This is a genomic window from Shimia sp. NS0008-38b (genome assembly GCF_040370365.1).
Lineage (GTDB): Bacteria > Pseudomonadota > Alphaproteobacteria > Rhodobacterales > Rhodobacteraceae > Shimia.
Genome location: NZ_BAABWQ010000004.1, coordinates 403,067 through 423,553, shown reverse-complemented (window position 1 = coordinate 423,553; position 20,487 = coordinate 403,067). Strand labels below are relative to the sequence as shown.

Sequence of the window (20,487 nt, the reverse complement as noted above, 5' to 3'; positions counted from 1 at the left end):
AATCTCTTAAAATTCACGTCGGTATTGCGTCGGTAGCGTGGCTGTTTCGCGGAGGTGCTGCTCTTGCGTTTGCGCCGTCCGTAAACACAAGGGACGCTGATGGTGCGGCGATGGACCGGCGATGGGCCATGGTGCCGCACAACAAAAAAAGCGCGGCCCCAACAGGAGCCGCGCTTTAAATGTCTGGATCGCTAAGGCTTATGCCAATGCGAGGTTGATCGCGGATTCACGACCGTCGCGACCTGCTTCGATGTCGAAGGTCACTTTTTGGTTGTCAGCCAGACCAGTCAGGCCAGAGCGTTCCAGAGAAGAAATGTGTACAAACACATCCTTGCTGCCGCCGTCTGGTGCGATGAAGCCGAAACCTTTAGTTGTGTTGAACCATTTTACGGTGCCAGTAGCCATTCCGTAGTCTCCTTAAAAATCTGCCCGCGGGATGCGGCAGCGCGGCGAGGTCGGTCTGTATCGAGAGACTGAGCGCCGTTGGAAGGGAGACAGTGGTCGAAAAAGAAAAACGTGTGCGAGCGCTATGTATAGCGCGGCGGCGGAAATTACAAGGGCCACCTTTACCAGACCTGCGGATCGTTGAGGGCGGTCACACAGGTGGGGGTACCCGTCATCCGCGTGAGTGGCGCGTCGGTCAAAGACTGGCCCATCCAGCCATGTGGAAAGCTGAGCGGGTGTGGGGCAGGGGCGATGTCTTCGGTGATCGGCTGAAAACCAACTTTGCCGTAAAACGCTGGGTCGCCATAGGTGAGGGCGACATCCACACCTTTTGTCCGAAGGGAGACCAGCGCATGCTTGATCAGCGCCTGGCCAATGCCTTGGCAATGGCGCGCGGTGGTGACGGCCATCGGGGAGAGCAGCACAACTTTGCGCGGATCGTCAGTGTAGGGCATCGGGGAGAAGAGCACGGCGCCGACCAACACAGTGTTGTCCGTGGCGGTGAAGACCCGCGTGCCGTCAGAGTGACGGTCGCGCAGCAGGTTTTTGACCAAGGTGCCGATGAGCGCGCCCTCCGTTTCGCCTTCAGATGCGGCGAAAGTGTCTGCAAAGAGCGTGGTGATCTGTGCCGCGTCCGGTGTCTGGTCTTCGGTGTGGATCATGGCAGGGTCTCTTTTGCAGGTGCGGATGATTTTTACCGGCGCGGATAAGGTGTGTCACGCGCTATGATCCGGATCAAGGTGCGGCGCTTACGGGCATGGCATCCTGAAGCTGAGTTTATCGCTTAAGGAGGACAATGCCATGAAGAGATTTTTGTGCAGCTTGGCCATTGCCATGGCGGCCAGTGGAAGTCTTGCGGAAGACATCACGGAGGGCGAATTGCTCTACCTTGAGTACTGTGTGACGTGCCATGGGTTCAATTTGGACGGCATGGGACCGATGGCAGGCGTCTTGACGATCAAGCCCGACAATCTGACCACATTGAGCCAGAACAACGACGGGGTGTTTCCTGTGGTGCGGGTCATTGGGCGCATCGACGGGCGCGACCCATTGGTGAGTCATGGCAGCCCAATGCCGGTCTATGGACAATTTTTTCAGGGCCTTGATGTTGCGATGAAAGCCCCAACGGGACAGCCCATCATGACCTCTCAGCCCATCGCCGATCTTGTGGCCTATCTGAAAAGCGTGCAGCAGTGAGACTTTGCAATGGTGTTTTGGCGGTGTGACAGGTCGAGTTGCGGGGCTACCAAAGCGAGCCTGCGTTGACTTGATAGTCTTCCATTGTGAGCGCCCGTGCCGCATCGCTCACCAGAAAGGCGGCAAGTTCGGCAACTTCCTCTGGTTGAACCAGCTGGTTCTGAGGATTTGATTTGGCGTAGTCTGCGCGGACCTGCTCGCGGGATTGTCCTGTGGTGGCCATATCGGCTTCGATGAATTGGGTGAGCATTTCGGTCTCCACCCAAGTTGGGCTGATCGACACACAGGTCACCCCATGGGCCGCACCCTCAAGGCTGACACAGCGACCAAGTCCCAGAAGCCCGGCTTTTGAGGCGCAATACGCGGCGTTGTTGGCCATGCCGTTGTGCGCGGCCACCGAGGCGAGATTGACAATCCTGCCCCATCCCGCCGCTCTCATATGGGGCATCACAGCCCGGATCATGCGGAAGGTGCCCGACAGGTTGGTGTCGATTTGATCCAGCCAGATTTGATCGGGGTGGTCGATGATCGCAGCTTCGTCATACACGCCGGCGGCATTGATCAGGATGTCGACGCCGCCATGGTCGTCCGCAACCTGCGCCACAAAGGCGTTGACGCTGTCGCTGGAGCACACGTCGAGCGGGGCGGCGTGGATTGTGCCATAGTGATCGCCAAGGGCTGTGCGGACTTTGGCGTCGTCACCGCCGCTTCGGGCGCCGACAATCACCGTGGCCCCGTCATCTGCCAGCCGTTTTGCAATTGCGCAGCCCATGCCGGAGAGACCCCCAGTGACGATGGCGGTTTTCTGTTTGGACGTCATAGGTGGGCCTCAAAGAATTGGTGCGGGTTGAGGCAGTGCTACGTCAAAATGGCTTGAGGTGCACCGCCAAAGTGCGGAAACGTCCAAGGAAAGCTTGGACCAGCGCATAAGGCGCGGATTTGCTTACAGGCTGAACGCCAGAACCCGGCTGATTTCTGTGAGGCTGCGGCCGGATTGATCCATCCAGATGTTAAACGTCTCTTGCACCTTTTTCATCGCGCCTTTGGAGGTGGGTTGTTTGTCGATCACACCTTCGGCAATCAAACGCGCGACCACATCGCGGGACAGGATGAAGCTGTCTTTGCCCAAGAAACGCAGGGCATATTGGCCGGTGTTGCCACCAATGCGAGAGCCGCCTTTTTTCATGAAGTCCAATTGGTTGACGTAGTCGGTGGAGGCCCAACCGCCGAGCACTTGGCCCGCGCCGCCCTGATCGCGCAGGCTTTGCAAGAAATGGGCGTTTTCGATGACAGTGCGGATTTTGGGGCCGTTGCGCACGATGGCGGTGTCTGACATCAGGCGGTCCATGTCCTCGTCATGCAGGAAGGCGCAGCGGTCCACATCAAAACCGTGGAAGGCGGCTTCGAACCCGTCCCATTTGTTTTCGATGACCTGCCAGTTGAAACCTGCTTGAAAGACACCTTTGGTGAATTGGGCCAGCCAGCGGTCCTCGGGGATCTGGGCGAGGTCGGCGGCGGATTTGGGCTTGGACAGCTGAGCGTTGAGGGCATCGGCGCCGCCTTTGCGCTCAGCAGAAATGGCGAAAAGGTCGTCGAAGGTGCGCATGGGGTGGTCCTGTAGGGTTCTAAAGGCTTTTGCCATTGTTACCCGCTGTTGGCATAAATGCTAGAGATCGCGTCAGACCGTTTTGCTGAGCGGCACGAGCTGATCTTTCCATTTGTTTAATGCGATACTCAGCGAAATTATTGGATTTGTGATAGTTAGGAGCATTAAATTTTGGATATTCCGGACCCAAACTTGGTAGCACGAAATGTGATCCATCTCTTAGGCGGGCGGCAAGAAGCAAATAAAAAGATCGAACGAGAGCATGCGGCGATAGACAAAGCTTGGGCGCAAAACGCGGAGATTATTGGTCGGATACTAAGAGGCCATCTCTTTGTCGAGCATTACTTGACCAAGTTCTTGGAAAGAGAAAACCCTCAGTTGAAAAACTTGGCCAGAGTTCGGCTGAACTTTTCGCAGAAGATAGAATTGGTCAACACAGGATCTCCAGTCATTGACGATTTGATGCCAGGCATCAGGCATCTGAACAAAGTTAGGAACCGCGTTGCCCATACACTTCACGGCGATGTTACACAAAACGACGCCCAAATCTTCCTAGGCTGTGGTCTCTTTCGGGCTATGCGAGTTGAGAGTGCGACTGCTACTGAGAAAGAATTGAGTAACGAGCCAATTGAAATACTGGAAGATTTTTCAAGGTATGCTGGTGGTGCTTTTCAATCCGTTCATTCAGAGTTAAGCGCTGCGTTTGGTAGGGCTATCGAAATGGCTCGTGAACAGTCACCACAATAAGCACTCTCTCGAAAAAGGTGCGTTTAGGGTTGCATACCGCGCACGAACCGAGGGGCAGGAAGCGAAGCGCACGCCCCGTGGGGGCGGTTCGGGCGCTGCCGATGCTAAGCATCGGCATTGGTGAGCCACGCAGAAGTGACCTGCCAAGCCCCTGCTCTTTACCTGCCCTTAACCCAAAAATCATTAGGTGGCCTTGCAGCTCCCCAAACCCAATACTAAGACTCTCTTGGTAGGGTCCGATGGGCGGGCCGCAACGCGATCTACAGGCAGGCGATATGAACGACCCTTATGAAACGTATATGAACACCCTTGTGCCCATGGTTGTCGAACAGACCAGCCGTGGCGAGCGCGCGTATGATATTTTCTCGCGCCTGCTCAAAGAGCGCATTATTTTCCTCAACGGTCCGGTGCATGACGGCATGTCCAGCCTGATCGTGGCGCAGCTTTTGCACCTTGAGGCGGAAAACCCCTCCAAAGAGATCAGCATGTACATCAACAGCCCCGGCGGCGTGGTGACCTCTGGTCTGTCGATCTATGACACCATGCAGTACATCAAACCAAAGGTGAGCACGCTGGTGATTGGTCAGGCGGCCTCCATGGGCTCGCTGCTGCTGACCGCGGGTGAAGCTGGCATGCGCTTCTCACTGCCCAACTCGCGCGTGATGGTACACCAGCCTTCCGGTGGCTATCAGGGTCAGGCAACCGACATTATGATCCACGCCGAAGAGACGTTGAAGCTGAAGCGGCGCCTCAATGAAATCTACGTCAAGCACACTGGTCGCACCTATGAAGAGGTCGAGCAGGGACTTGAGCGGGACAACTTTATGTCCGCAGAAGACGCCAAAGAGTGGGGTTTGATCGACGAGATTGTCGAAAACCGCGCCAAAGGTGATGACGAAGACAGCTAATTTTAGGTGCCCGGCGGCGCGGTTGCGCTATCGGGCACTTTCGCATTGTGCCCACTTTCCGGCTGTCTTAAGCTGGTTGGAACGTGGGGAGCTCCTTGTGAAACGGGAGCGGTATTTGGCCTGAAAGGTACGACATGTCGAACACGTCCGGTGGTGACAGCAAGAACACACTCTACTGCAGCTTTTGCGGCAAGAGTCAGCATGAAGTGCGCAAACTGATTGCGGGCCCCACGGTTTTCATCTGTGACGAATGTGTCGAACTCTGCATGGATATCATCCGTGAAGAGACCAAGGCGAGTGGCCTGAAATCCAGCGAGGGTGTACCGACACCGCGTGAGATTTGCGACGTGCTGGATGATTATGTGATTGGTCAGGCGATGGCCAAGCGCGTGTTGTCTGTGGCGGTGCACAACCACTACAAACGTCTGAACCATGCGGACAAGACCGGTGACATTGAGCTGGCGAAATCCAACATCCTGCTGATTGGCCCAACCGGTTGCGGTAAGACGCTGCTGGCGCAGACGCTGGCGCGGATTTTGGATGTGCCGTTCACCATGGCGGATGCGACCACGTTGACCGAAGCGGGTTATGTGGGCGAAGACGTTGAAAACATTATCCTGAAGCTTTTGCAGGCATCGGAATACAACGTGGAACGTGCGCAGCGCGGCATCGTGTACATCGATGAGGTTGATAAGATCACCCGCAAGTCTGAGAACCCGTCGATCACACGTGACGTGTCCGGCGAAGGTGTGCAGCAGGCGCTGCTGAAATTGATGGAGGGCACCGTGGCCTCCGTGCCACCGCAAGGTGGGCGCAAACATCCGCAGCAGGAGTTCCTGCAGGTGGACACCACCAACATCCTGTTTGTCTGCGGCGGCGCATTTGCCGGTCTGGACCGGATCATCGCACAGCGCGGCAAGGGCAGCGCCATGGGCTTTGGTGCAGATGTGCGTGACAATGATGAACGTGGCGTTGGCGAGATCTTCCAAGATCTGGAGCCGGAAGATCTGTTGAAATTTGGTCTGATCCCCGAATTTGTTGGCCGTTTGCCAGTTCTGGCGACGCTGGAAGATCTGGATGCAGAGGCGCTGGTGATCATTCTGACACAGCCGAAAAACGCGCTGGTGAAACAGTATCAGCGTCTTTTTGAGTTGGAAGATGTGCAGCTGACCTTCACCGATGATGCGCTGAATGCGATTGCCAAACGCGCCATCGAACGCAAGACCGGTGCGCGGGGTCTGCGCTCCATTCTTGAAGAAATCCTGCTCAACACGATGTTTGAGCTGCCCGGTCAGGATAGTGTGACCGAGGTTGTGGTGAATGAAGAGGCAGCCACAGGTCAGGCGGCGCCGTTGATGATCCACGGAGAAGCAGAGAAAGAGCCCGCCACAGCTGGGTGATCTGTTTGCAATAGCTGAGAGAATTTGAAGGGCGTCCCGGTGGGGCGCCTTTTTTGTTGTGGCGGCAATGTAAGTTGCGCGGATGCTGCCCGCCTTGACGAAACCAGTTTCACGGTCTGGAATGCCCCTGTGACATTCCCCCCCCCCCAAAGGCTTGTGGTATGACGCGCTTAGAAATCTCAAAGGTCCCGGCCTCGCGACACTCCAATGTTGCAGAAAAAATCGAAGATGCCTTGTTGAGTTCACTTGCCGAAATGAACGAACAGTCGGTGAATTCATCGGTTGTGATGCAGGTCACTGACAAAAACGACCGTCTTATCGCGGGTGTCACGGGCGCGACTTCATACGGGTGGTTTCTGATAAAAACTCTGTGGGTGGGTGAGACCCACCGCAGATCCGGTTTTGGCACGCAGCTGATGTCAGCAGCAGAAGATGAGGCCAGGCGGCTGGGCTGTCATAGCGCTTGGCTCGACACGTCCACGTCTGAGGCCAGAGAGTTCTACCTTCAGCTAGGGTACGCGGACTTTGGGGTTCTCAAAAACGGCGCTGAAAACGAGCCGACCAACCATAGTCGATGGTTCATGCAAAAGTCGCTCTGACCCCAGACGAGATCAGGGAAAAACAGCCCGATCTGATTTTTGACACATGTCGGGGTGTTTGGCAGCGGATGGTTACAGCTCTTTGCCACAGCGTTTGGGTCGGTCTCAACCGGAGGGTTTCGGTGGGCAGATGTGGCGCGGCAGCTGGCATCTGGGGCGGTTGGGGACGGCCATCGCGTTTGTGATCAAACTTCTATTTTTTGAGCAAACGGCCCCAAATTTCTAAGATGTTTGCGCCTTGTGACCATTGAGGCCGGAAACAGTTTGACTTTGAGGTGTGTCCTGCACATGGTTTTTTTACCAATAAGTCAAAAATAGGAATCCTGCGGTGAACAAACTTGCTACACATTTTACGGGTCTGGACTTCGTCAATCCATTTGTTCTGGCATCTGCGCCGCCAACCGAGAGCAAACGCAAGATTTTGAAGGCTTTTGACTCTGGTTGGGGCGGTGTTGTCACCAAGACCATTGGGTTGCACCCAGTGGAAAACGTGGCTGGCCCCAAGACGATCTATCAACGTACCAGCGAAGAGAAGCCTTATGTGTCGCGCAACAAGCGGCCCGATACGGTGTCCCATTCCTCTTGGAACTGGGAGCTGATCTCTGACCAACCGCTTGAACAGTGGTTGCCAGATCTCAAAGAGATCAAAGAGACCTATCCGGACCGGATGGTGATTGCCTCCATTATGGCAGGCGCAGGCAGTGAAGAAGAGATGGACAATTGGCGCAAGCTGGCGACCTCGGTTGTGGGTGTGGGGTGTGACGCGCTGGAACTGAACCTGTCGTGCCCGCATATGGACCGCAAAGATATGGGCGCACATGTGGCCAACGACGAAGATATCATCCGCTCTATTCTGGGTGCTGTGACCGAAGTGGTGGATGTGCCGATCTGGGTGAAGCTGACGCCATCAACCGCCACGTTGGTGGACGCGGCGGCGGCGGCCTATGAAGCTGGGGCGTCCTGTATTTCACTGTGTAACACCTTCCCATCGCTGCCTCTGATGGACCCTGAGACGATGAAATTTGAGGTGGAAGTGGACGGTCTGGTGACCTCTGGTGGTCAGGGTGGTTTGGCGATCTTGCATCAGGCGCTGTTGCGGGTGCACGACATCTCAAAAGCTTTCCCGGACAAAGAAATCTCTGGAATTGGCGGCATCAAAGGCTTCCGCGAAGCGTTCAACTTCATTGTGCATGGAGCAGGCAATTTGCAGGTCTGCACAGCCGCAATGGAGGAGAAGGGCAGTGGCGGCGTTGGCGTCAAGCTCATCCAAGATCTCAAGGATGATCTGAGCGACTATTTGGAGCGCAACGGCTATGCGTCTATCGAAGAGTTCCGTGGCGTCGCTCGGGAGCGGATTGTGGAGCATTCCAAAATCCGCAGAAAGAGCGACGAATACAACGGTGGCTTCGCCAAGTCCGCCTAGACCGCAGGGACCTGCCCGCTGACACGCATGTTTGCATGACATGTTGTGGTCTGCGCGAAAAAAGTGGGGCATTTCGCATCGTCCTGAGAGACGGATGCGAGGTGCCCCAAAACGTTCTGAGTGGTGTGCTCAGATGTCCAAATCTGGTGTCGCGGGTTATTGACTCTCTCCCCTCTGCAAAGGATGTCTTGGGTGGTCAATTTAAGGAGCACGTCATGAGCGTTCGTCACATTTCCACTGGGTCACCTTTCGAAGAAAAAATTGGGTACTCCCGCGCGGTTGTGGCTGATGGCTGGGTGTTTGTGGCAGGGACCACAGGCTATGATTATGACACCATGACCATGCCCGAAAGTGTGGCTGATCAGTGCCGCAACACGCTTGCGACCATCGGCAAAGCGCTGAAAGAAGCTGGCAGTTCACTCGATGACGTGGTGCGGGTGAACTACATTCTTCCCAATGGCGATGATTTTGAGGCGTGCTGGCCGGTGACGAGCGAAGTTTTTGCCAAGGCCAAGCCGGCGGCCACCATGATCATTGCGGACCTTATGGAAGCGGCAATGAAAATCGAGATTGAAGTCACCGCACGCGTGTCAGACTGACGGCGCGGTCAGAGGGCAGGGCCGGTTATACGATCCCGAAATGCGCACGCCAGATGTCGGTGCGGGCGGCATCGCGTTGGTTGTAGGCCTTCAGAGCAGTGGTCAAGTCGGTTGCGGTATCCGTAGGGCGCCCGTTGCCAAGAGCTGTCATCTGCATTGTGTACCAGGCGGTGATCCCGCCTTCGGGGGCGGCTTGAAACCGCGGAAAATCAGGGTCGGTTGGCTGAGCGCGGGCCCATTGATCGGGCAGATCCGGCGCCAAAACCAAGGCCCGGGCAAGACCAACGACATCCACCACGCCGTTTTCGATCAAGGCCGCAGCTTGGGCGTGGGTCTTGATGCCACCGGTGAGCATCAGCGGCTTGCGAGTGTATTCGCGCGCGCGTTTGGCAAAACCCTCAAAATACGGACCGGAGCCCGCGCTGTCAGAGGCCGCGCGCGCGCCCGGGAAATAGGTGCCGCCGCTGATGTCGATCAAATCTAGTGAGGTGTGATCGAGGGCGCGCACAACCTCCAGAGCCTCCTCGTTGGTGAGACCGCCGTCCAGTTGGTCGGTGGCATTGAGTTTAAGGCCAATCGGGAAGCCTGCGCCTACGGCCTCGCGGATGGCCTCAAGGCATTCCAGCAGCAGACGCATGCGGTTTTGTATGGACCCACCGTAAGCATCGGTGCGTTTGTTAAACAGAGGTGAGAGAAATTGGCTGAGAAGGAAGCCATGTGCGGCATGCAGTTCAACACCGCCAAAGCCAATGGTTTGGGCGCGTTGTGCCGTCTGCGCGAAGGTGGTGGGAAGGGCATGGATGTCCGCAAGCGACATCTCAGTGCACGTGAGCCCGGCGATGTTGAGCGCACTGGGGCCTTGAGGCTGGCTTATGGGTGCGTAGGCCATGGCACCGGCGTGGCCAAGCTGTAGCCAGAGCTGGCTGTTGTTGGCTGCGCCAGCTTGGGCAAGCGGGCGGAACCGGGTCAGGTCAGCCTGTGCATCAAGCACGAGGTTGCCGGGTTTCTCGGCAAAGTCAGGCGTTGGCTGGACCTCACCAATGATGGAGAGCGCAAGTCCGCCTTTGGCCCATTTACCGTAGAGTTTGGTTTGCGCCACAGTGGGGTGGCCGGTGCCATCCCCAAGGGAGTCCGACATCGCCGCTTTGGCGATGCGATTTTTGAGCGTGGTTCCACAAGGCAGCGTGAGAGGCGTGAAAAGTGTGGTTGTCATGGGGGCAACTTTCGCGGGGTTCGGAGAGCTTAGGCGGATGTGTTGTGGACGTACAGAGCGACCTGCTGCGGACAGGCTTTGCGCAGGTTGCGCGGGGCTGATAGGAGGGTCGTAAGCGGCCGCATGTTTGCGTGTGCTGCTGACGGAGAGGGTCTCACAAACATGAGCAATGCCATAGCCACCGATCGGGCCGCCAATCGCCTTGGAAGCCTCTTTATGATTGCCGCCATGGCGGGGTTTGCGGTTGAGGATGCCTTTCTGAAGGCGGCTGCGCGAGACCTGCCGATATCGCAGGTGATGGTGCTGTTTGGGGCAGGTGGGGCTATGGCGTTTGCGCTTTGGCTGCGCAGTCAGTCGCTGCCATTGGCGCCACGTGAAGTGTTGTCACGACCGATGCAAGTACGCGTTTTCTTTGAGATATTTGGGCGTTTGTTCTTCACGCTGTCCTTGGCTTTGACGCCGCTGAGCTCCACCACGGTTATCTTGCAAGCCACGCCTTTGGTGGTGGTTGGATTTGCCGCTTTGGTGTTGGGTGAGCGAGTCGGCTGGCGGCGCTGGTTGGCGATTGCAATTGGACTGGCGGGAGTGGTGATTGTGGTGCGTCCGGGCGGAGATAGCTTTTCGCTGCTTTCACTGCTGGCGGTGGGGGGCATGTTGGGCTTTGCAGGTCGCGATCTGGCGAGCCGCGCGGCGCCCGCCAGTCTGAGCACCGCTGTCTTGGGCCTCTATGGCTTTCTGGCGATTGTTGTTGCGGGCGCGCTGTACGGGGTGCTGTGGGAGCAGGTGCCGTTTCACACACCGCCGCCCGAGGCGCTGTTGATGGTGGTTGGCGCCGTGGTATGTGGCGTGGGGGCTTACAGCGCTTTGATGCGGGCGATGCGCACGGGTGAAGTCTCTGCCGTCACCCCCTTTCGATACAGCCGACTGCTGTTTGGAGTGGCCTTAGGCGTGCTGGTGTTTGGCGAACAGATGGACGCAATGATGCTCTTGGGCTGTGGTTTGATCGTGCTCTCCGGCCTGTTCATTATGGTCAGAAAACGGCGGGTCTCTGCTCAGGCAAACGATTGATCAACCACGCAGTTTTGATGCACTGGACCTTTGGCCTGAAATGGGTCATATGAGGGATGAATTTGCGGAGATTTCCATGGGCATTCTGAGCACACTCAACAATGTTTTCACTTGGTGGAATGGCGCCACGCTGAACACCCGGCTTTTCACAGCGCGTAAGGGCGTGAAAGTGGGGGAAGATGCGGAGGGCAATATCTACTACCGCACGGCCAATGATTCCAAACGTTGGGTGATGTTCAACGGCGATGTGGAAGCCAGCCGTGTGAATGCGGATTGGCATGGGTGGCTGCACCGGACTTTTGATGAGGTCCCAAGCCAGAAGCCGCTTGTGCACAAAGACTGGGAAATCCCTCATCAGGAAAATGTGACCGGTACTGCGCTGGCCTATGCGCCTGCGGGCACCATCCGTGCGACGGGCAAAGCGCCAGTGGCGCGCACGGACTATGAGGCATGGAGCCCCGAGTAACCAATGTCGGCAGTACGGACAGAGACCTTTGTCGGCGCGGCTGTTGTGGCCGTTGCGGCAGGCTTTTTGATTTATAGCACGCAGTTTGCCAATATGGGACGCGATGCGGGCGGCTATGGGCTGAACGCCTCATTTCGGTCGATTGAGGGTGTGAGCGTGGGCACAGATGTGCGGCTGGCCGGGGTGAAGATCGGCACGGTCACGGACATCGAACTGGATCCCGCAACCTTTCGCGCGCTGACCACGTTTAGCGTGGCGCAGGGGGTCGCGCTTCCTGATGACAGCTCTGTGGTGATTTCTTCAGAAGGATTGCTGGGCGGCAATTTTGTCGAAATTCTGCCGGGTGGCTCCCCGTTTAATTTTGAACCGGGTGACGAGATCGAAGACACACAGAGTTCTGTGAGTCTGATTTCATTGTTGCTGCGCTTTGTGAGCGGTGGTGACGAGGAATGAGCTGTCGCGGCGTGATATTTTCAGCCCTGCTGGCCGGGTTTGTTGTACCGGGTGCGGTGATGGCGCAGGAGATCGTCATCGAGATGCTCGACATTGCGCCGCTGAAGTATGAGCCACTGGACATCCCTTTAGGGGACGTGTCCAGCGAGACCGTTGTGGCTGCGACGGTGGGTGAGGGCGCTATGCTACGCGGCCTGGACAAGCTGACCGGTCAAGTCGCTGATTTTGAGTTGGACAACGGCTTCTCGGTGAATTTCGGTACACTGCGCGTGGATATGGCACAATGCCGTCATCCAAGCGAAAACGCGACGGGTGAGGCTTACGCCTTTATCTCCGTGTATGAGGACAAAGGTGCGGGTGCAAATCTGTTCCAAGGCTGGATGATTGCCAGCTCTCCGGCCCTGAGCGCGCTTGACCATGCGCGATACGATGTTTGGGTGTTGGCGTGCAAGCCAAGTGCTGCCGCTCAGGCAGAAGACGACAGCACCTCTGAGGGCGACGGCAGCGAGTGAGCCGTGATGTCGGCCTGATGGCGCAGCGCCCAAGTGAGCATTTTGTGATAATCGGCACGCGGAATTTCGATCGCCCCCAACGAGGCGAGATGGTCGGTAATGAACTGGGTATCAAACAGTGTGAACCCGCAGCGGCGCAGATGCTCGATTAAGAACGCCAGAGCAATTTTTGAAGCGTCTGTGGCGGTAGAAAACATGCTTTCTCCAAAGAAAGCCCCCCCCAATGTGACACCATAGACGCCACCGGTAAGGTGTCCATTCTGCCAGACCTCCAGCGAATGGGCTTCGCCCCGTTTGTATAAGTCCACGTAGAGTTGACGGATTTGCGCGTTGATCCAAGTTTCTTCGCGGTCGGCGCAGCCATCCAACACACCTTCAAAATCAGCGTTGAGAGTGATGTCATAGTTTGCACGCCGAATGCGGCGCGCGAGGCTACGGGAGATGTGGTAACCGTGCAGCGGGAAGATGCCGCGCCGGATCGGATCCACCCAGAAGATATCCGGGTCATCGCGGTTCTCGGACATGGGGAACACACCCATGCCATAGGCGCGCATCAAGAGGTCTGGTGTGACCTCAGACATGACGCGCGCCCATTGGGTATCAGCCCTCTACCAAGTTGGTCTCGAGCCATTTCTCCAACCAGTGAATGTTGTAGTCACCGGTTTGGATGTCATCCTCGGCCAGCAACGCGTCAAACAATGGCGTGGTGGTGTCGATGCCGTCAATGATCAGCTCTCCCAGCGCGCGGCTGAGGCGGGCCAATGCTTCGGGACGATCACGCCCATGCACGATCAGTTTGCCGATCAAACTGTCGTAGTAGGGGGGAATCGAGTAGCCGTCATAAAGCGCACTGTCCATGCGCACGCCCAAGCCGCCCGGCGCGTGATACGCCGTGATCTTGCCGGGCCGCGGCGCAAAGTCAGGCAGCTTCTCTGCGTTGATGCGCACTTCGATGGCGTGGCCATTGATCTCCAGATCATCTTGACCAAATGTCATCGGCTCACCTGCCGCAACGAGGATTTGCTCGCGCACCAGATCGACACCAAAGATCGCCTCGGTCACCGGATGTTCCACTTGAAGGCGGGTGTTCATCTCGATGAAATAAAACTCGCCATTCTCATAGAGGAATTCGATGGTGCCCGCACCGATGTAGTTGATTTTTGCAACCGCATCTGCGCAGACTTTGCCAATTTTGGCACGCTCTTCAGGTGTGATTGACGGGCCGGGGGCCTCTTCAAACACTTTCTGGTGGCGACGCTGCAAAGAACAATCCCGCTCGCCCAAATGCACGGCGTTGCCTTTGCCATCGCCGAAGACCTGAATCTCGATGTGGCGAGGTGTGGTGAGGTACTTCTCGATGTAGACTTCGTCATTGCCGAAGTTGGATTTGCCCTCTGCCCGCGCAGTCATAAAGGCGCTTTCCATGTCGGCGGCGGTTTGCGCCACTTTCATGCCACGCCCGCCGCCACCTGCGGTGGCTTTGATGATGACAGGATAGCCCATCTCTTCGCCGAGCTTCTTGGCTGCGGCCAGATCAGGCACGCCGCCGTCAGAGCCGGGTACCACAGGCACGCCAAGTTTGATCATCGTGTCTTTGGCGGTAATCTTGTCGCCCATGACGCGGATGTGCTCAGCTGTGGGGCCGATGAAGGTCAGGTCGTGGTCTTCGACGATCTGCACAAAATTGGCGTTTTCTGACAGGAAACCATACCCCGGATGGATCGCTTGCGCGCCGGTGACTTCGCAGGCGGCAATCAGGGCCGCCATGTTCAGATAGCTGTCAGTGCCCGGAGGTGGGCCAATGCAGATGGCCTCATCAGCCATGCGCACATGCATCGCATCGGCATCTGCAGTGGAGTGCACTGCAACCGATTTGATGCCCATTTCGCGGCACGCACGGATCACGCGCAGGGCGATTTCTCCGCGGTTGGCGATCAGGATTTTATCAAACATATGAATGCCTTATTCGATGATCGCCAGCGGTGCGCCGTATTCAACGGTGTCGCCATCGCCAACCAGAATGCGCTTAATGGTGCCAGACTTGGGCGCCGGGATGTGGTTCATGGTTTTCATCGCTTCTACGATCAGGAGCGTGTCGCCTTCGGCCACGGTTTGACCCACGGCGGCAAATGCAGCGGCCCCGGGCTCTGGTGCCAGATAGATTGTGCCGACCATCGGAGAGGTCACAGCGCCGGGATGGCTTGCTGGGTCATCGTCTGAGGTGGCTGGTGCGGCAGCGGCTGCCGGAGCTGCTGCTGGTGCGGCAGCCACTGCCGGTGCGGCCACGGCCACAGGTGCCGGAGCGGCAACCATTTGAGTCTGGCGGCTGACGCGCACGTTCAGGCTGTCGTCTTCGCCATATTCACGCATGACCTCAAGCTCGGTCAGGTCATTTTCGCGCAACAGCTCTGCCAAAGCAGAGATGAAGGCCACATCAGAATCGTGATTTTTTTTGCTCATGTTCCGTTTCTATCCCCTACGCGCGGCGCGCGGTTGAGTCTTATTGGTTTCCCCTGCGGCGCTTATAAAGAAAAAGCTGCCCCTAGGAAAGCTGAACTGCCCTGTCAGATGGGAGGAAAAGACATGGTTTTCTACCCCTAACACGAAGCAACGTCTCTGTTCACAGCGGCATGCCTGCCAATTTGGCGACCAATTCTGCCAATTTGCGCGCGCCAAACTTGCGCAGCAGCCGCGCGCGGTATTCTTCGACTGTGCGGTAGGACAGTTTGAGTTCCAGTCCGATTTCTTTGGACGTCAGGCCGCGACAGGTCAGAATGGCGACTTCACGTTCGCGCTGGGTCAGCTCGACAATCGGGCGGTCTTCACTCAGATCAGCAAAGGACCAGACGCTTTTCTGAAACGGGTTGTCTGGCGATGTGGACTGGCCGCGCACACGGCACCAAAACAACGTGTCATCGGCCCGTCGCATCACACGTTCATCACTATAGCGACCGGTGTCGGCAAAGGATGAGTAGACTTTTTCTCCTAATTTTTCAAAGTCTTCAGGTGAGGCATAGAATGCCTCAATGGATTGTGCCGCACAGGCGTCAGCCGTCACACCAAACATTTCTGCGAACCTGAGGTTCGCCCGCTGGATGATGCGGTTTTCCAAAATACAGAGCCCAACGGGGGCGTGATCAAAGGCCAGTTCGTGCAGTTCCATAGGGCAGTGTTGGCACAGCTCGGCGATAAGGGGAAGAGGGCTGTGTTATGTGCTCACATGTGACCGCAACGTGCAAAACGACTCATTGACATGAATGATGTCACAATGACATTTATAGTGTCATGGAAAAGTTTGATGCACTCTACCGAATTATCTGGATGTCCCGACCGTTGATGCAGGCGGCGGAGGCAACTGTTGAAACAGCGTTGCGCGACACTGATTTGACAGTGCGTATGCGGGCAGTTTTGGAAATCCTCCTCCAATTTGGGGACTTGGCTGTGCCCGACATTGCCCTTCGGCTGGAAATAAAACGGCAATATGTGCAGGTGATGGTGAACGAAACGCTGGACGCGGGATTGACAAAGAAGTTGCCCAATCCACGACACAAGCGGTCTGTTTTGATTTCGCTGACAGAACGGGGCCACACTTTGATTGAGGAGGTTGTCGCGCAAGAGAAGCGTCTCGCTATGAGCTTGGCTCAAGGTTTTGAAGAAGAAGACATTCTTAATGCGCTGCAAGTTGTGGAGCGACTGACGGAACGCTTGAAGCAAGTTGCAGAGGGAGAGGATGGATGATCAAAACTCTATTGGTGATTTTGGCGGTTGGTTTTGTCGGCTGGCTGGCCAATGGCGTGCGTTTGATTGGGGCGGTCAGCTTGGGCGAACGTATTCCTGTGCGCCCCAAAGAGGCGGTGTTGCTGATTGATTTGCAAACCGTGTTTTGGGAGCAGGGCCCCTATTCGGAGGCTGACAAGGCCCTTGCTTTGGCGACCATCGTTGAAGAGGTGAACAGAGCCAAAGCCGCCGGAGTGCCTGTGATCGCCATGCGCCAGGAATGGTCTATTCCATCGACAAAAGTGATCGCGAAGCTGACCATGGGTGGTCAGGCAATCGCGGGATCAAAGGGAACAGAGATTGCCACACCATTTGCCGACCTGCCGGATTTTGTGTTGACGAAACGGGTGCAAGATTCATTTGAAACGGGGGATCTGGATGCACTTTTGGCCGAATTGGACGTTGGTCGGCTTACGATCACTGGGTTGGACGCGCGGTATTGTGTCGCCAAATCCATCCAAGCCGCCAAAAACCGAGGCTACCAAGTAGACGTTGTGCAGAACGCCGTGTTGTCAGCGGACCATGCCTCTGGCGTTGGCGCATTGGAAGCATTGGTGGGTGAAGGCACAATCTTGCGATAGCGCAGCGCGGATTGTAGACAAAAACCCCGCCGGGTTTGGCGGGGTTTTTGTTGTTCCTGAAAGGAGATCAGTCGACGATGGTCGCCTCAGTGGCGGCGCGCAGTTCGTCTTCGCTGACACCTTCGGCGCATTCAACGATTTTCAGGCCGCCATCGACCACATCCAAGACACCTAGGTTGGTGATGATGCGGTCAACCACACCTTTTCCGGTCAGGGGCAGGGTACAGGCCTTCAGAACTTTGGACTGACCGTGCTTGTTGGCGTGATCCATCACAACCACCACGCGGCCAACGCCAGCCACCAGATCCATTGCGCCGCCCATGCCTTTGACCAGCTTTCCGGGGATCATCCAGTTGGCCAAATCGCCATTTTCAGCGACTTCCATCGCACCGAGGATGGCCATGGCGATTTTGCCGCCGCGGATCATCGCAAAGCTTTGCGCGGAGTCAAAATACGCGGTTTGTGGCAGTTCGGTGATGGTCTGCTTGCCAGCGTTGATCAGGTCTGGGTCCTCGTCGCCCTCATAGGGGAAGGGGCCCATTCCGAGCATGCCGTTTTCAGACTGCAGCGTCACCTCAACCCCTTCGGGGATGTAATTGGACACCAGCGTCGGGATGCCGATGCCGAGGTTCACATACCAGCCGTCTTGCAGTTCTTGTGCGGCGCGTGCCGCCATTTGATTGCGATCCCAAGCCATGTTTATGCCTCCTCGCGCGCGCGCACGGTGCGCTGTTCGATGTGTTTTTCGGCACTGCCTTGGATCATGCGGTGTACATAGATGCCGGGCAGGTGGATGCTGTCGGGCTCCAAGGTGCCGGTGGGCACAATCTCTTCGACCTCAGCGATGCAGATTTTGCCGCAGGTGGCCGCAGGTGCGTTGAAGTTGCGTGCGGTTTTGCGGAACACGAGGTTGCCGGTTTCATCGGCTTTCCACGCTTTTACGATGGAGAGGTCAGCAAAAATGCCTTCCTCCATGATGTAGTCTTCCATCGCGCCATCTGTGCCGGTTGGGAATTGCTTCTCAAATTTACCTTCGGCAATCACCGTTCCCACGCCGGTTTTGGTGAAGAAACCGGGAATGCCGGCTCCGCCCGCACGCATGCGTTCGGCCAGCGTGCCTTGTGGGTTGAATTCCAGCTCCAATTCGCCTGACAGATATTGGCGCATGAATTCGGCGTTCTCACCTACGTAAGATGACATCATTTTGCGCACCTGACGCGATTCCAGCAATATGCCGATGCCGTGGCCGTCGGTGCCCGCGTTGTTGGAGGCAAACGTCAGATCTTTGACGCCGGAGTCGCGGATCGCATCCAGCAGCATTTGGGGCACACCGCAGAGCCCGAAGCCGCCCGCCGCGATGAGCATGTCATCGCGCAGCACACCTTCAAGCGCCTCGGTGGCGTTTTTGAATACCTTTTTCATGAATGTCTCTCTCCCTTGCGTCGGAATTTGCGCCGAGTTGTGACGGTGCGTCAGGTGGGAGTCAACGTTTGCAGGCGGTGGGCGTATTACTACGGGGGCACAGACGGCGCGCACTTGCTGCGTTGCGCAGGCGCTGTTTCTCGGCGCACAGGAACCTTCGGTGCGCCAAGCAACATGTACAGTTGGCACACCAAGTTCGGGCTGCGTTAGAGGATGCGAACCTGTGTGCCGATTGGGCTGATCTCAAAAAGTTCGGCGATCATCTGGTTGTAGAGCCCGATACAGCCGCTGGAACTGCGGCGGCCGATTTTGCGGGTGTCATGTGTTCCGTGGATCAGATAGGCGGGCCACTCCAAGTACATCGCATGGGTGCCAAGCGGATTGCCCGACCCTGGTGGCATATATTTTAGCGTGGGGTCACGCTCGATCATTGAAGAGGTTGGAGTCCAATCAGGGCCAACGCGTTTGCGCACAATTTTGGTGTAGCCGCGTTTGGTGAGCTCCTCGGACATGGGCACCGATGTGGGGTAGACACGATAATCGCTGCCATCACCCGCCCAGAAATGTAGCGCACGCGAGGTGGTGTCCGCCACAATGGTGGCCACGCCAAGTTCGTCAAAATGGTCACGCCAGTCCTGCCGCTTGAAGCTGGAGATATTGCGCTGCGCGGTTTCTGGCGTTTCGATCTCAGTGGGGGCAGGCGTAGCCGTGTCTTGTGCCCATGCAAGCCTAGATCCAAAAGTGAGGGCAGGGGCGGCAAGGAGAAGGCTACGCCTTGTGATGCGGCTTTGTGACATGACATTTCCTGGATGATGCTCGTTTGACGTAGACCTTGGCCCAGAGAGAGACCACTGGCAATTCACATCCGCTTGAGCCGCACCTGAGACGCGATACGGTGCGCGAAATTGGCGCTGGGTTGGCCGGTTGGTCGCAGCAAGCAGCACACCGTGAAAAATTCGCGCTGGGGTTTAGGTCGGGCGCGCCTCATCGGTATATTGCACGGCAAAGGCGGCGCTTGGTGGGATTGGGGTGATCACATCTATCAGCACGCCATTGGGATCGCGGAGAATAAAGTGGCGTTGGCCAAAGTCTTCGTCGACCAAGGGTTTTACAACCTCCAATCCCTGATTGGTCAGGCGTGTGTATTCCGCTGTGGCGTCTGCGACCTCAAAGTTTAGCAGCATGTGGGTTGTGTGACCCCGGCCAACTTCGGGCACCGTGGGGTGATGCCCATCCAAGACCGCTAGGTTGACCGATGGGTCCGCATCGCTTTGTAGATGGATGTACCAATCCGATGTGAAGGCTGCGGAGAAGCCAAAGTGCTTTTGGTAGAAGGCTGCGGTTGCCGCAACATCATTGGTCTGAATCACGGGGTAGAATTGGGTGGGTTTCATTGGAAGCGATTCCTCGATAAAAACAAACAGAGTGTATGCAATAAACAAACAGGCTGTATGTATGCAAGAAAAATCCACCCGGACGCCCAATGTTGAACGCCGTGCCCAGATGCGGGCGCGCCTGATTGCGGCGGCGCGCGCCGTCTTTGTTGAGAAAGGGTATGCGGATGCTGGCACGCCGGAGATAGTGCGTGTGGCAGAGGCCACGCGGGGCGCGCTGTATCACCACTTTGAGGACAAGCAGGCGTTGTTTCGAGCCGTGGTTGAGGCAGAGGCCGCAGACGTGACGCAAGCGATTGAAACCGCAAGTGGGGCAGTTGAGGCGTCGCAGGCTTTGGCAGCGGGCAGCCACGCGTTTTTTGCCACGATGGCTGTTGCCGGACGCGCACAGATTTTGTTGGTGGATGGGCCAGCCGTGCTTGGGGCTGCGGAAATGGATCGGATTGACGCGGGTGGTGGGCGGCAATCGCTTTTGGTTGGGCTGCAGGCGGCGCATCCGGAGCGCTCTGGCGCAGAGATCAAGGCTCTGGCGATTGTGCTGTCAGCGGCGTTTGACCGGGCCGCGTTGGAAGTGGCGCAGACCGGTGCGCAGGCAGCTGTGTTTGAAGCGGTGTTGACCGGAATGCTAAACACGGCGCTAACCCCCGGCTAAAACCGGGGGCGCGTTGCTGTGCGGGC

27 protein-coding genes are annotated in these 20,487 nt (G+C 56.9%); 14 read left to right on the top strand and 13 right to left on the bottom strand.

The annotated features are described in order from the left end of the window. Positions 1–198: 198 nt before the first annotated feature. Positions 199–405, bottom strand: coding sequence for a cold-shock protein (locus ABWV47_RS18830; RefSeq protein ID WP_353314726.1), 207 nt, complete (start codon positions 403–405; stop codon positions 199–201). A gap of 161 nt (positions 406–566) precedes the next feature. Then, a complete protein-coding gene (locus ABWV47_RS18825; protein ID WP_353314724.1) occupies positions 567–1,106 on the bottom strand; it encodes a GNAT family N-acetyltransferase in 540 nt (179 codons plus the stop codon). Positions 1,107–1,245: 139 nt separating this feature from the next. Between ABWV47_RS18825 and ABWV47_RS18820 the strand changes: the two genes are divergently transcribed. Continuing rightward, positions 1,246–1,641, top strand: a complete 396-nt coding sequence (locus tag ABWV47_RS18820) for a c-type cytochrome (RefSeq protein ID WP_353314722.1) — start codon at positions 1,246–1,248, stop codon at positions 1,639–1,641. Positions 1,642–1,687: 46 nt separating this feature from the next. On the opposite strand, the gene ABWV47_RS18815 is transcribed toward ABWV47_RS18820, so the two are convergent. Both ABWV47_RS18815 and ABWV47_RS18810 read right to left on the bottom strand, forming a co-directional pair. Then, complete coding sequence (locus ABWV47_RS18815) at positions 1,688–2,461, bottom strand: SDR family NAD(P)-dependent oxidoreductase (protein WP_353314720.1); 774 nt, start codon at positions 2,459–2,461, stop codon at positions 1,688–1,690. A 123-nt stretch (positions 2,462–2,584) separates the two neighbouring features. Beyond that, positions 2,585–3,247 carry a DNA-3-methyladenine glycosylase I gene (locus tag ABWV47_RS18810; RefSeq protein WP_353314718.1) on the bottom strand — a complete coding sequence of 221 codons (663 nt, stop codon included), beginning with the start codon at positions 3,245–3,247 and terminating at the stop codon, positions 2,585–2,587. 171 nt (positions 3,248–3,418) lie between these two features. Here ABWV47_RS18810 and ABWV47_RS18805 point away from each other — a divergent pair, with 171 nt between their 5' ends. The 6 genes from ABWV47_RS18805 (at position 3,419) to ABWV47_RS18780 (ending at position 8,923) form a co-directional block, all read left to right on the top strand. Continuing rightward, entirely contained in the window at positions 3,419–3,994 is a 576-nt protein-coding gene (locus ABWV47_RS18805) for a hypothetical protein (protein ID WP_353314716.1), read from the top strand. A gap of 275 nt (positions 3,995–4,269) precedes the next feature. Continuing rightward, the gene (locus ABWV47_RS18800; protein WP_353314714.1) at positions 4,270–4,902 is read left to right on the top strand and encodes an ATP-dependent Clp protease proteolytic subunit; all 633 of its coding nucleotides are present in this window, start codon (positions 4,270–4,272) and stop codon (positions 4,900–4,902) included. Positions 4,903–5,036: 134 nt separating this feature from the next. After that, complete coding sequence (gene clpX, locus ABWV47_RS18795) at positions 5,037–6,302, top strand: ATP-dependent Clp protease ATP-binding subunit ClpX (RefSeq protein ID WP_353314712.1); 1,266 nt, start codon at positions 5,037–5,039, stop codon at positions 6,300–6,302. A 161-nt stretch (positions 6,303–6,463) separates the two neighbouring features. After that, positions 6,464–6,901 (top strand): GNAT family N-acetyltransferase, encoded by a 438-nt coding sequence (locus tag ABWV47_RS18790; RefSeq protein ID WP_353314710.1) that lies wholly within the window; start codon positions 6,464–6,466, stop codon positions 6,899–6,901. Between the two features lie 328 nt (positions 6,902–7,229). Beyond that, on the top strand, positions 7,230–8,324 hold the full coding sequence (locus ABWV47_RS18785) for a tRNA-dihydrouridine synthase (protein ID WP_353314708.1): 1,095 nt from the start codon (positions 7,230–7,232) through the stop codon (positions 8,322–8,324). A 215-nt stretch (positions 8,325–8,539) separates the two neighbouring features. After that, positions 8,540–8,923: a RidA family protein gene (locus ABWV47_RS18780; RefSeq protein WP_353314706.1), complete on the top strand. Its 384-nt coding sequence runs from the start codon at positions 8,540–8,542 to the stop codon at positions 8,921–8,923. Positions 8,924–8,948: 25 nt separating this feature from the next. Here the strand turns inward: ABWV47_RS18780 and ABWV47_RS18775 are convergent, their stop codons facing one another. Next, complete coding sequence (locus tag ABWV47_RS18775) at positions 8,949–10,136, bottom strand: oxidoreductase (protein WP_353314704.1); 1,188 nt, start codon at positions 10,134–10,136, stop codon at positions 8,949–8,951. Positions 10,137–10,298: 162 nt separating this feature from the next. On the opposite strand from ABWV47_RS18775, the gene ABWV47_RS18770 reads away from it, so the two are divergent. The 4 genes from ABWV47_RS18770 to ABWV47_RS18755 all read left to right on the top strand — a co-directional run bounded on the left by ABWV47_RS18770 (position 10,299) and on the right by ABWV47_RS18755 (position 12,635). Next, positions 10,299–11,204 carry a DMT family transporter gene (locus tag ABWV47_RS18770; RefSeq protein WP_353314702.1) on the top strand — a complete coding sequence of 302 codons (906 nt, stop codon included), beginning with the start codon at positions 10,299–10,301 and terminating at the stop codon, positions 11,202–11,204. Positions 11,205–11,280: 76 nt separating this feature from the next. Then, entirely contained in the window at positions 11,281–11,670 is a 390-nt protein-coding gene (locus ABWV47_RS18765) for an NADH:ubiquinone oxidoreductase subunit NDUFA12 (protein ID WP_353315224.1), read from the top strand. A 3-nt stretch (positions 11,671–11,673) separates the two neighbouring features. Then, on the top strand, positions 11,674–12,123 hold the full coding sequence (gene mlaD / locus ABWV47_RS18760) for an outer membrane lipid asymmetry maintenance protein MlaD (protein ID WP_353314700.1): 450 nt from the start codon (positions 11,674–11,676) through the stop codon (positions 12,121–12,123). Beyond that, a complete protein-coding gene (locus ABWV47_RS18755; RefSeq protein ID WP_353314698.1) occupies positions 12,120–12,635 on the top strand; it encodes a DUF2155 domain-containing protein in 516 nt (171 codons plus the stop codon). Before mlaD ends, ABWV47_RS18755 begins: the two co-directional genes overlap by 4 nt. On the opposite strand, the gene aat is transcribed toward ABWV47_RS18755, so the two are convergent. From aat to ABWV47_RS18735, 4 genes are all read right to left on the bottom strand, one after another. Next, the gene (aat, locus tag ABWV47_RS18750) at positions 12,590–13,216 is read right to left on the bottom strand and encodes a leucyl/phenylalanyl-tRNA--protein transferase (RefSeq protein ID WP_353314696.1); all 627 of its coding nucleotides are present in this window, start codon (positions 13,214–13,216) and stop codon (positions 12,590–12,592) included. The two genes, ABWV47_RS18755 and aat, sit on opposite strands and share 46 nt — an antisense overlap. A 19-nt stretch (positions 13,217–13,235) precedes the next feature. Further along, positions 13,236–14,588, bottom strand: coding sequence for an acetyl-CoA carboxylase biotin carboxylase subunit (accC, locus tag ABWV47_RS18745; protein WP_353314694.1), 1,353 nt, complete (start codon positions 14,586–14,588; stop codon positions 13,236–13,238). Positions 14,589–14,597: 9 nt separating this feature from the next. Beyond that, complete coding sequence (gene accB / locus ABWV47_RS18740; protein WP_353314692.1) at positions 14,598–15,095, bottom strand: acetyl-CoA carboxylase biotin carboxyl carrier protein; 498 nt, start codon at positions 15,093–15,095, stop codon at positions 14,598–14,600. A gap of 160 nt (positions 15,096–15,255) precedes the next feature. Then, positions 15,256–15,798 (bottom strand): LuxR C-terminal-related transcriptional regulator, encoded by a 543-nt coding sequence (locus tag ABWV47_RS18735; protein WP_353314690.1) that lies wholly within the window; start codon positions 15,796–15,798, stop codon positions 15,256–15,258. A 122-nt stretch (positions 15,799–15,920) separates the two neighbouring features. Here ABWV47_RS18735 and ABWV47_RS18730 point away from each other — a divergent pair, with 122 nt between their 5' ends. Further along, positions 15,921–16,373 (top strand): MarR family winged helix-turn-helix transcriptional regulator, encoded by a 453-nt coding sequence (locus ABWV47_RS18730; protein ID WP_353314688.1) that lies wholly within the window; start codon positions 15,921–15,923, stop codon positions 16,371–16,373. Continuing rightward, positions 16,370–16,993, top strand: a complete 624-nt coding sequence (locus tag ABWV47_RS18725; RefSeq protein ID WP_353314686.1) for a cysteine hydrolase family protein — start codon at positions 16,370–16,372, stop codon at positions 16,991–16,993. The genes ABWV47_RS18730 and ABWV47_RS18725 overlap by 4 nt, the downstream gene beginning before the upstream one ends. A gap of 67 nt (positions 16,994–17,060) precedes the next feature. Here the strand turns inward: ABWV47_RS18725 and ABWV47_RS18720 are convergent, their stop codons facing one another. From ABWV47_RS18720 to ABWV47_RS18705, 4 genes are all read right to left on the bottom strand, one after another. Continuing rightward, complete coding sequence (locus tag ABWV47_RS18720) at positions 17,061–17,690, bottom strand: CoA transferase subunit B (protein ID WP_353314684.1); 630 nt, start codon at positions 17,688–17,690, stop codon at positions 17,061–17,063. A gap of 2 nt (positions 17,691–17,692) precedes the next feature. Continuing rightward, complete coding sequence (locus ABWV47_RS18715) at positions 17,693–18,415, bottom strand: CoA transferase subunit A (RefSeq protein ID WP_353314682.1); 723 nt, start codon at positions 18,413–18,415, stop codon at positions 17,693–17,695. Positions 18,416–18,621: 206 nt separating this feature from the next. Beyond that, positions 18,622–19,212, bottom strand: a complete 591-nt coding sequence (locus ABWV47_RS18710) for a L,D-transpeptidase (RefSeq protein WP_353314680.1) — start codon at positions 19,210–19,212, stop codon at positions 18,622–18,624. A 171-nt stretch (positions 19,213–19,383) separates the two neighbouring features. Further along, on the bottom strand, positions 19,384–19,809 hold the full coding sequence (locus ABWV47_RS18705) for a VOC family protein (RefSeq protein ID WP_353314678.1): 426 nt from the start codon (positions 19,807–19,809) through the stop codon (positions 19,384–19,386). A gap of 61 nt (positions 19,810–19,870) precedes the next feature. Between ABWV47_RS18705 and ABWV47_RS18700 the strand changes: the two genes are divergently transcribed. After that, positions 19,871–20,461, top strand: a complete 591-nt coding sequence (locus tag ABWV47_RS18700; RefSeq protein WP_353314676.1) for a TetR/AcrR family transcriptional regulator — start codon at positions 19,871–19,873, stop codon at positions 20,459–20,461. The last annotated feature ends 26 nt before the right edge of the window (positions 20,462–20,487 follow it).

Excerpts from the sequence above, each read along its gene's own strand:
- ABWV47_RS18830 (WP_353314726.1), bottom strand. The coding sequence starts at position 405 with ATGGCTACTGGCACCGTAAAATGGTTCAACACAACTAAAGGTTTCGGC.
- ABWV47_RS18825 (WP_353314724.1), bottom strand. The coding sequence starts at position 1,106 with ATGATCCACACCGAAGACCAGACACCGGACGCGGCACAGATCACCACG.
- ABWV47_RS18820 (WP_353314722.1), top strand. The coding sequence starts at position 1,246 with ATGAAGAGATTTTTGTGCAGCTTGGCCATTGCCATGGCGGCCAGTGGA.
- ABWV47_RS18815 (WP_353314720.1), bottom strand. The coding sequence starts at position 2,461 with ATGACGTCCAAACAGAAAACCGCCATCGTCACTGGGGGTCTCTCCGGC.
- ABWV47_RS18810 (WP_353314718.1), bottom strand. The coding sequence starts at position 3,247 with ATGCGCACCTTCGACGACCTTTTCGCCATTTCTGCTGAGCGCAAAGGC.
- ABWV47_RS18800 (WP_353314714.1), top strand. The coding sequence starts at position 4,270 with ATGAACGACCCTTATGAAACGTATATGAACACCCTTGTGCCCATGGTT.
- clpX (WP_353314712.1), top strand. The coding sequence starts at position 5,037 with ATGTCGAACACGTCCGGTGGTGACAGCAAGAACACACTCTACTGCAGC.
- ABWV47_RS18790 (WP_353314710.1), top strand. The coding sequence starts at position 6,464 with ATGACGCGCTTAGAAATCTCAAAGGTCCCGGCCTCGCGACACTCCAAT.
- ABWV47_RS18780 (WP_353314706.1), top strand. The coding sequence starts at position 8,540 with ATGAGCGTTCGTCACATTTCCACTGGGTCACCTTTCGAAGAAAAAATT.
- ABWV47_RS18775 (WP_353314704.1), bottom strand. The coding sequence starts at position 10,136 with ATGACAACCACACTTTTCACGCCTCTCACGCTGCCTTGTGGAACCACG.
- ABWV47_RS18770 (WP_353314702.1), top strand. The coding sequence starts at position 10,299 with ATGAGCAATGCCATAGCCACCGATCGGGCCGCCAATCGCCTTGGAAGC.
- ABWV47_RS18765 (WP_353315224.1), top strand. The coding sequence starts at position 11,281 with ATGGGCATTCTGAGCACACTCAACAATGTTTTCACTTGGTGGAATGGC.
- mlaD (WP_353314700.1), top strand. The coding sequence starts at position 11,674 with ATGTCGGCAGTACGGACAGAGACCTTTGTCGGCGCGGCTGTTGTGGCC.
- ABWV47_RS18755 (WP_353314698.1), top strand. The coding sequence starts at position 12,120 with ATGAGCTGTCGCGGCGTGATATTTTCAGCCCTGCTGGCCGGGTTTGTT.
- aat (WP_353314696.1), bottom strand. The coding sequence starts at position 13,216 with ATGTCTGAGGTCACACCAGACCTCTTGATGCGCGCCTATGGCATGGGT.
- accC (WP_353314694.1), bottom strand. The coding sequence starts at position 14,588 with ATGTTTGATAAAATCCTGATCGCCAACCGCGGAGAAATCGCCCTGCGC.
- accB (WP_353314692.1), bottom strand. The coding sequence starts at position 15,095 with ATGAGCAAAAAAAATCACGATTCTGATGTGGCCTTCATCTCTGCTTTG.
- ABWV47_RS18735 (WP_353314690.1), bottom strand. The coding sequence starts at position 15,798 with ATGGAACTGCACGAACTGGCCTTTGATCACGCCCCCGTTGGGCTCTGT.
- ABWV47_RS18730 (WP_353314688.1), top strand. The coding sequence starts at position 15,921 with ATGGAAAAGTTTGATGCACTCTACCGAATTATCTGGATGTCCCGACCG.
- ABWV47_RS18725 (WP_353314686.1), top strand. The coding sequence starts at position 16,370 with ATGATCAAAACTCTATTGGTGATTTTGGCGGTTGGTTTTGTCGGCTGG.
- ABWV47_RS18720 (WP_353314684.1), bottom strand. The coding sequence starts at position 17,690 with ATGGCTTGGGATCGCAATCAAATGGCGGCACGCGCCGCACAAGAACTG.
- ABWV47_RS18715 (WP_353314682.1), bottom strand. The coding sequence starts at position 18,415 with ATGAAAAAGGTATTCAAAAACGCCACCGAGGCGCTTGAAGGTGTGCTG.
- ABWV47_RS18710 (WP_353314680.1), bottom strand. The coding sequence starts at position 19,212 with ATGTCACAAAGCCGCATCACAAGGCGTAGCCTTCTCCTTGCCGCCCCT.
- ABWV47_RS18705 (WP_353314678.1), bottom strand. The coding sequence starts at position 19,809 with ATGAAACCCACCCAATTCTACCCCGTGATTCAGACCAATGATGTTGCG.
- ABWV47_RS18700 (WP_353314676.1), top strand. The coding sequence starts at position 19,871 with ATGCAAGAAAAATCCACCCGGACGCCCAATGTTGAACGCCGTGCCCAG.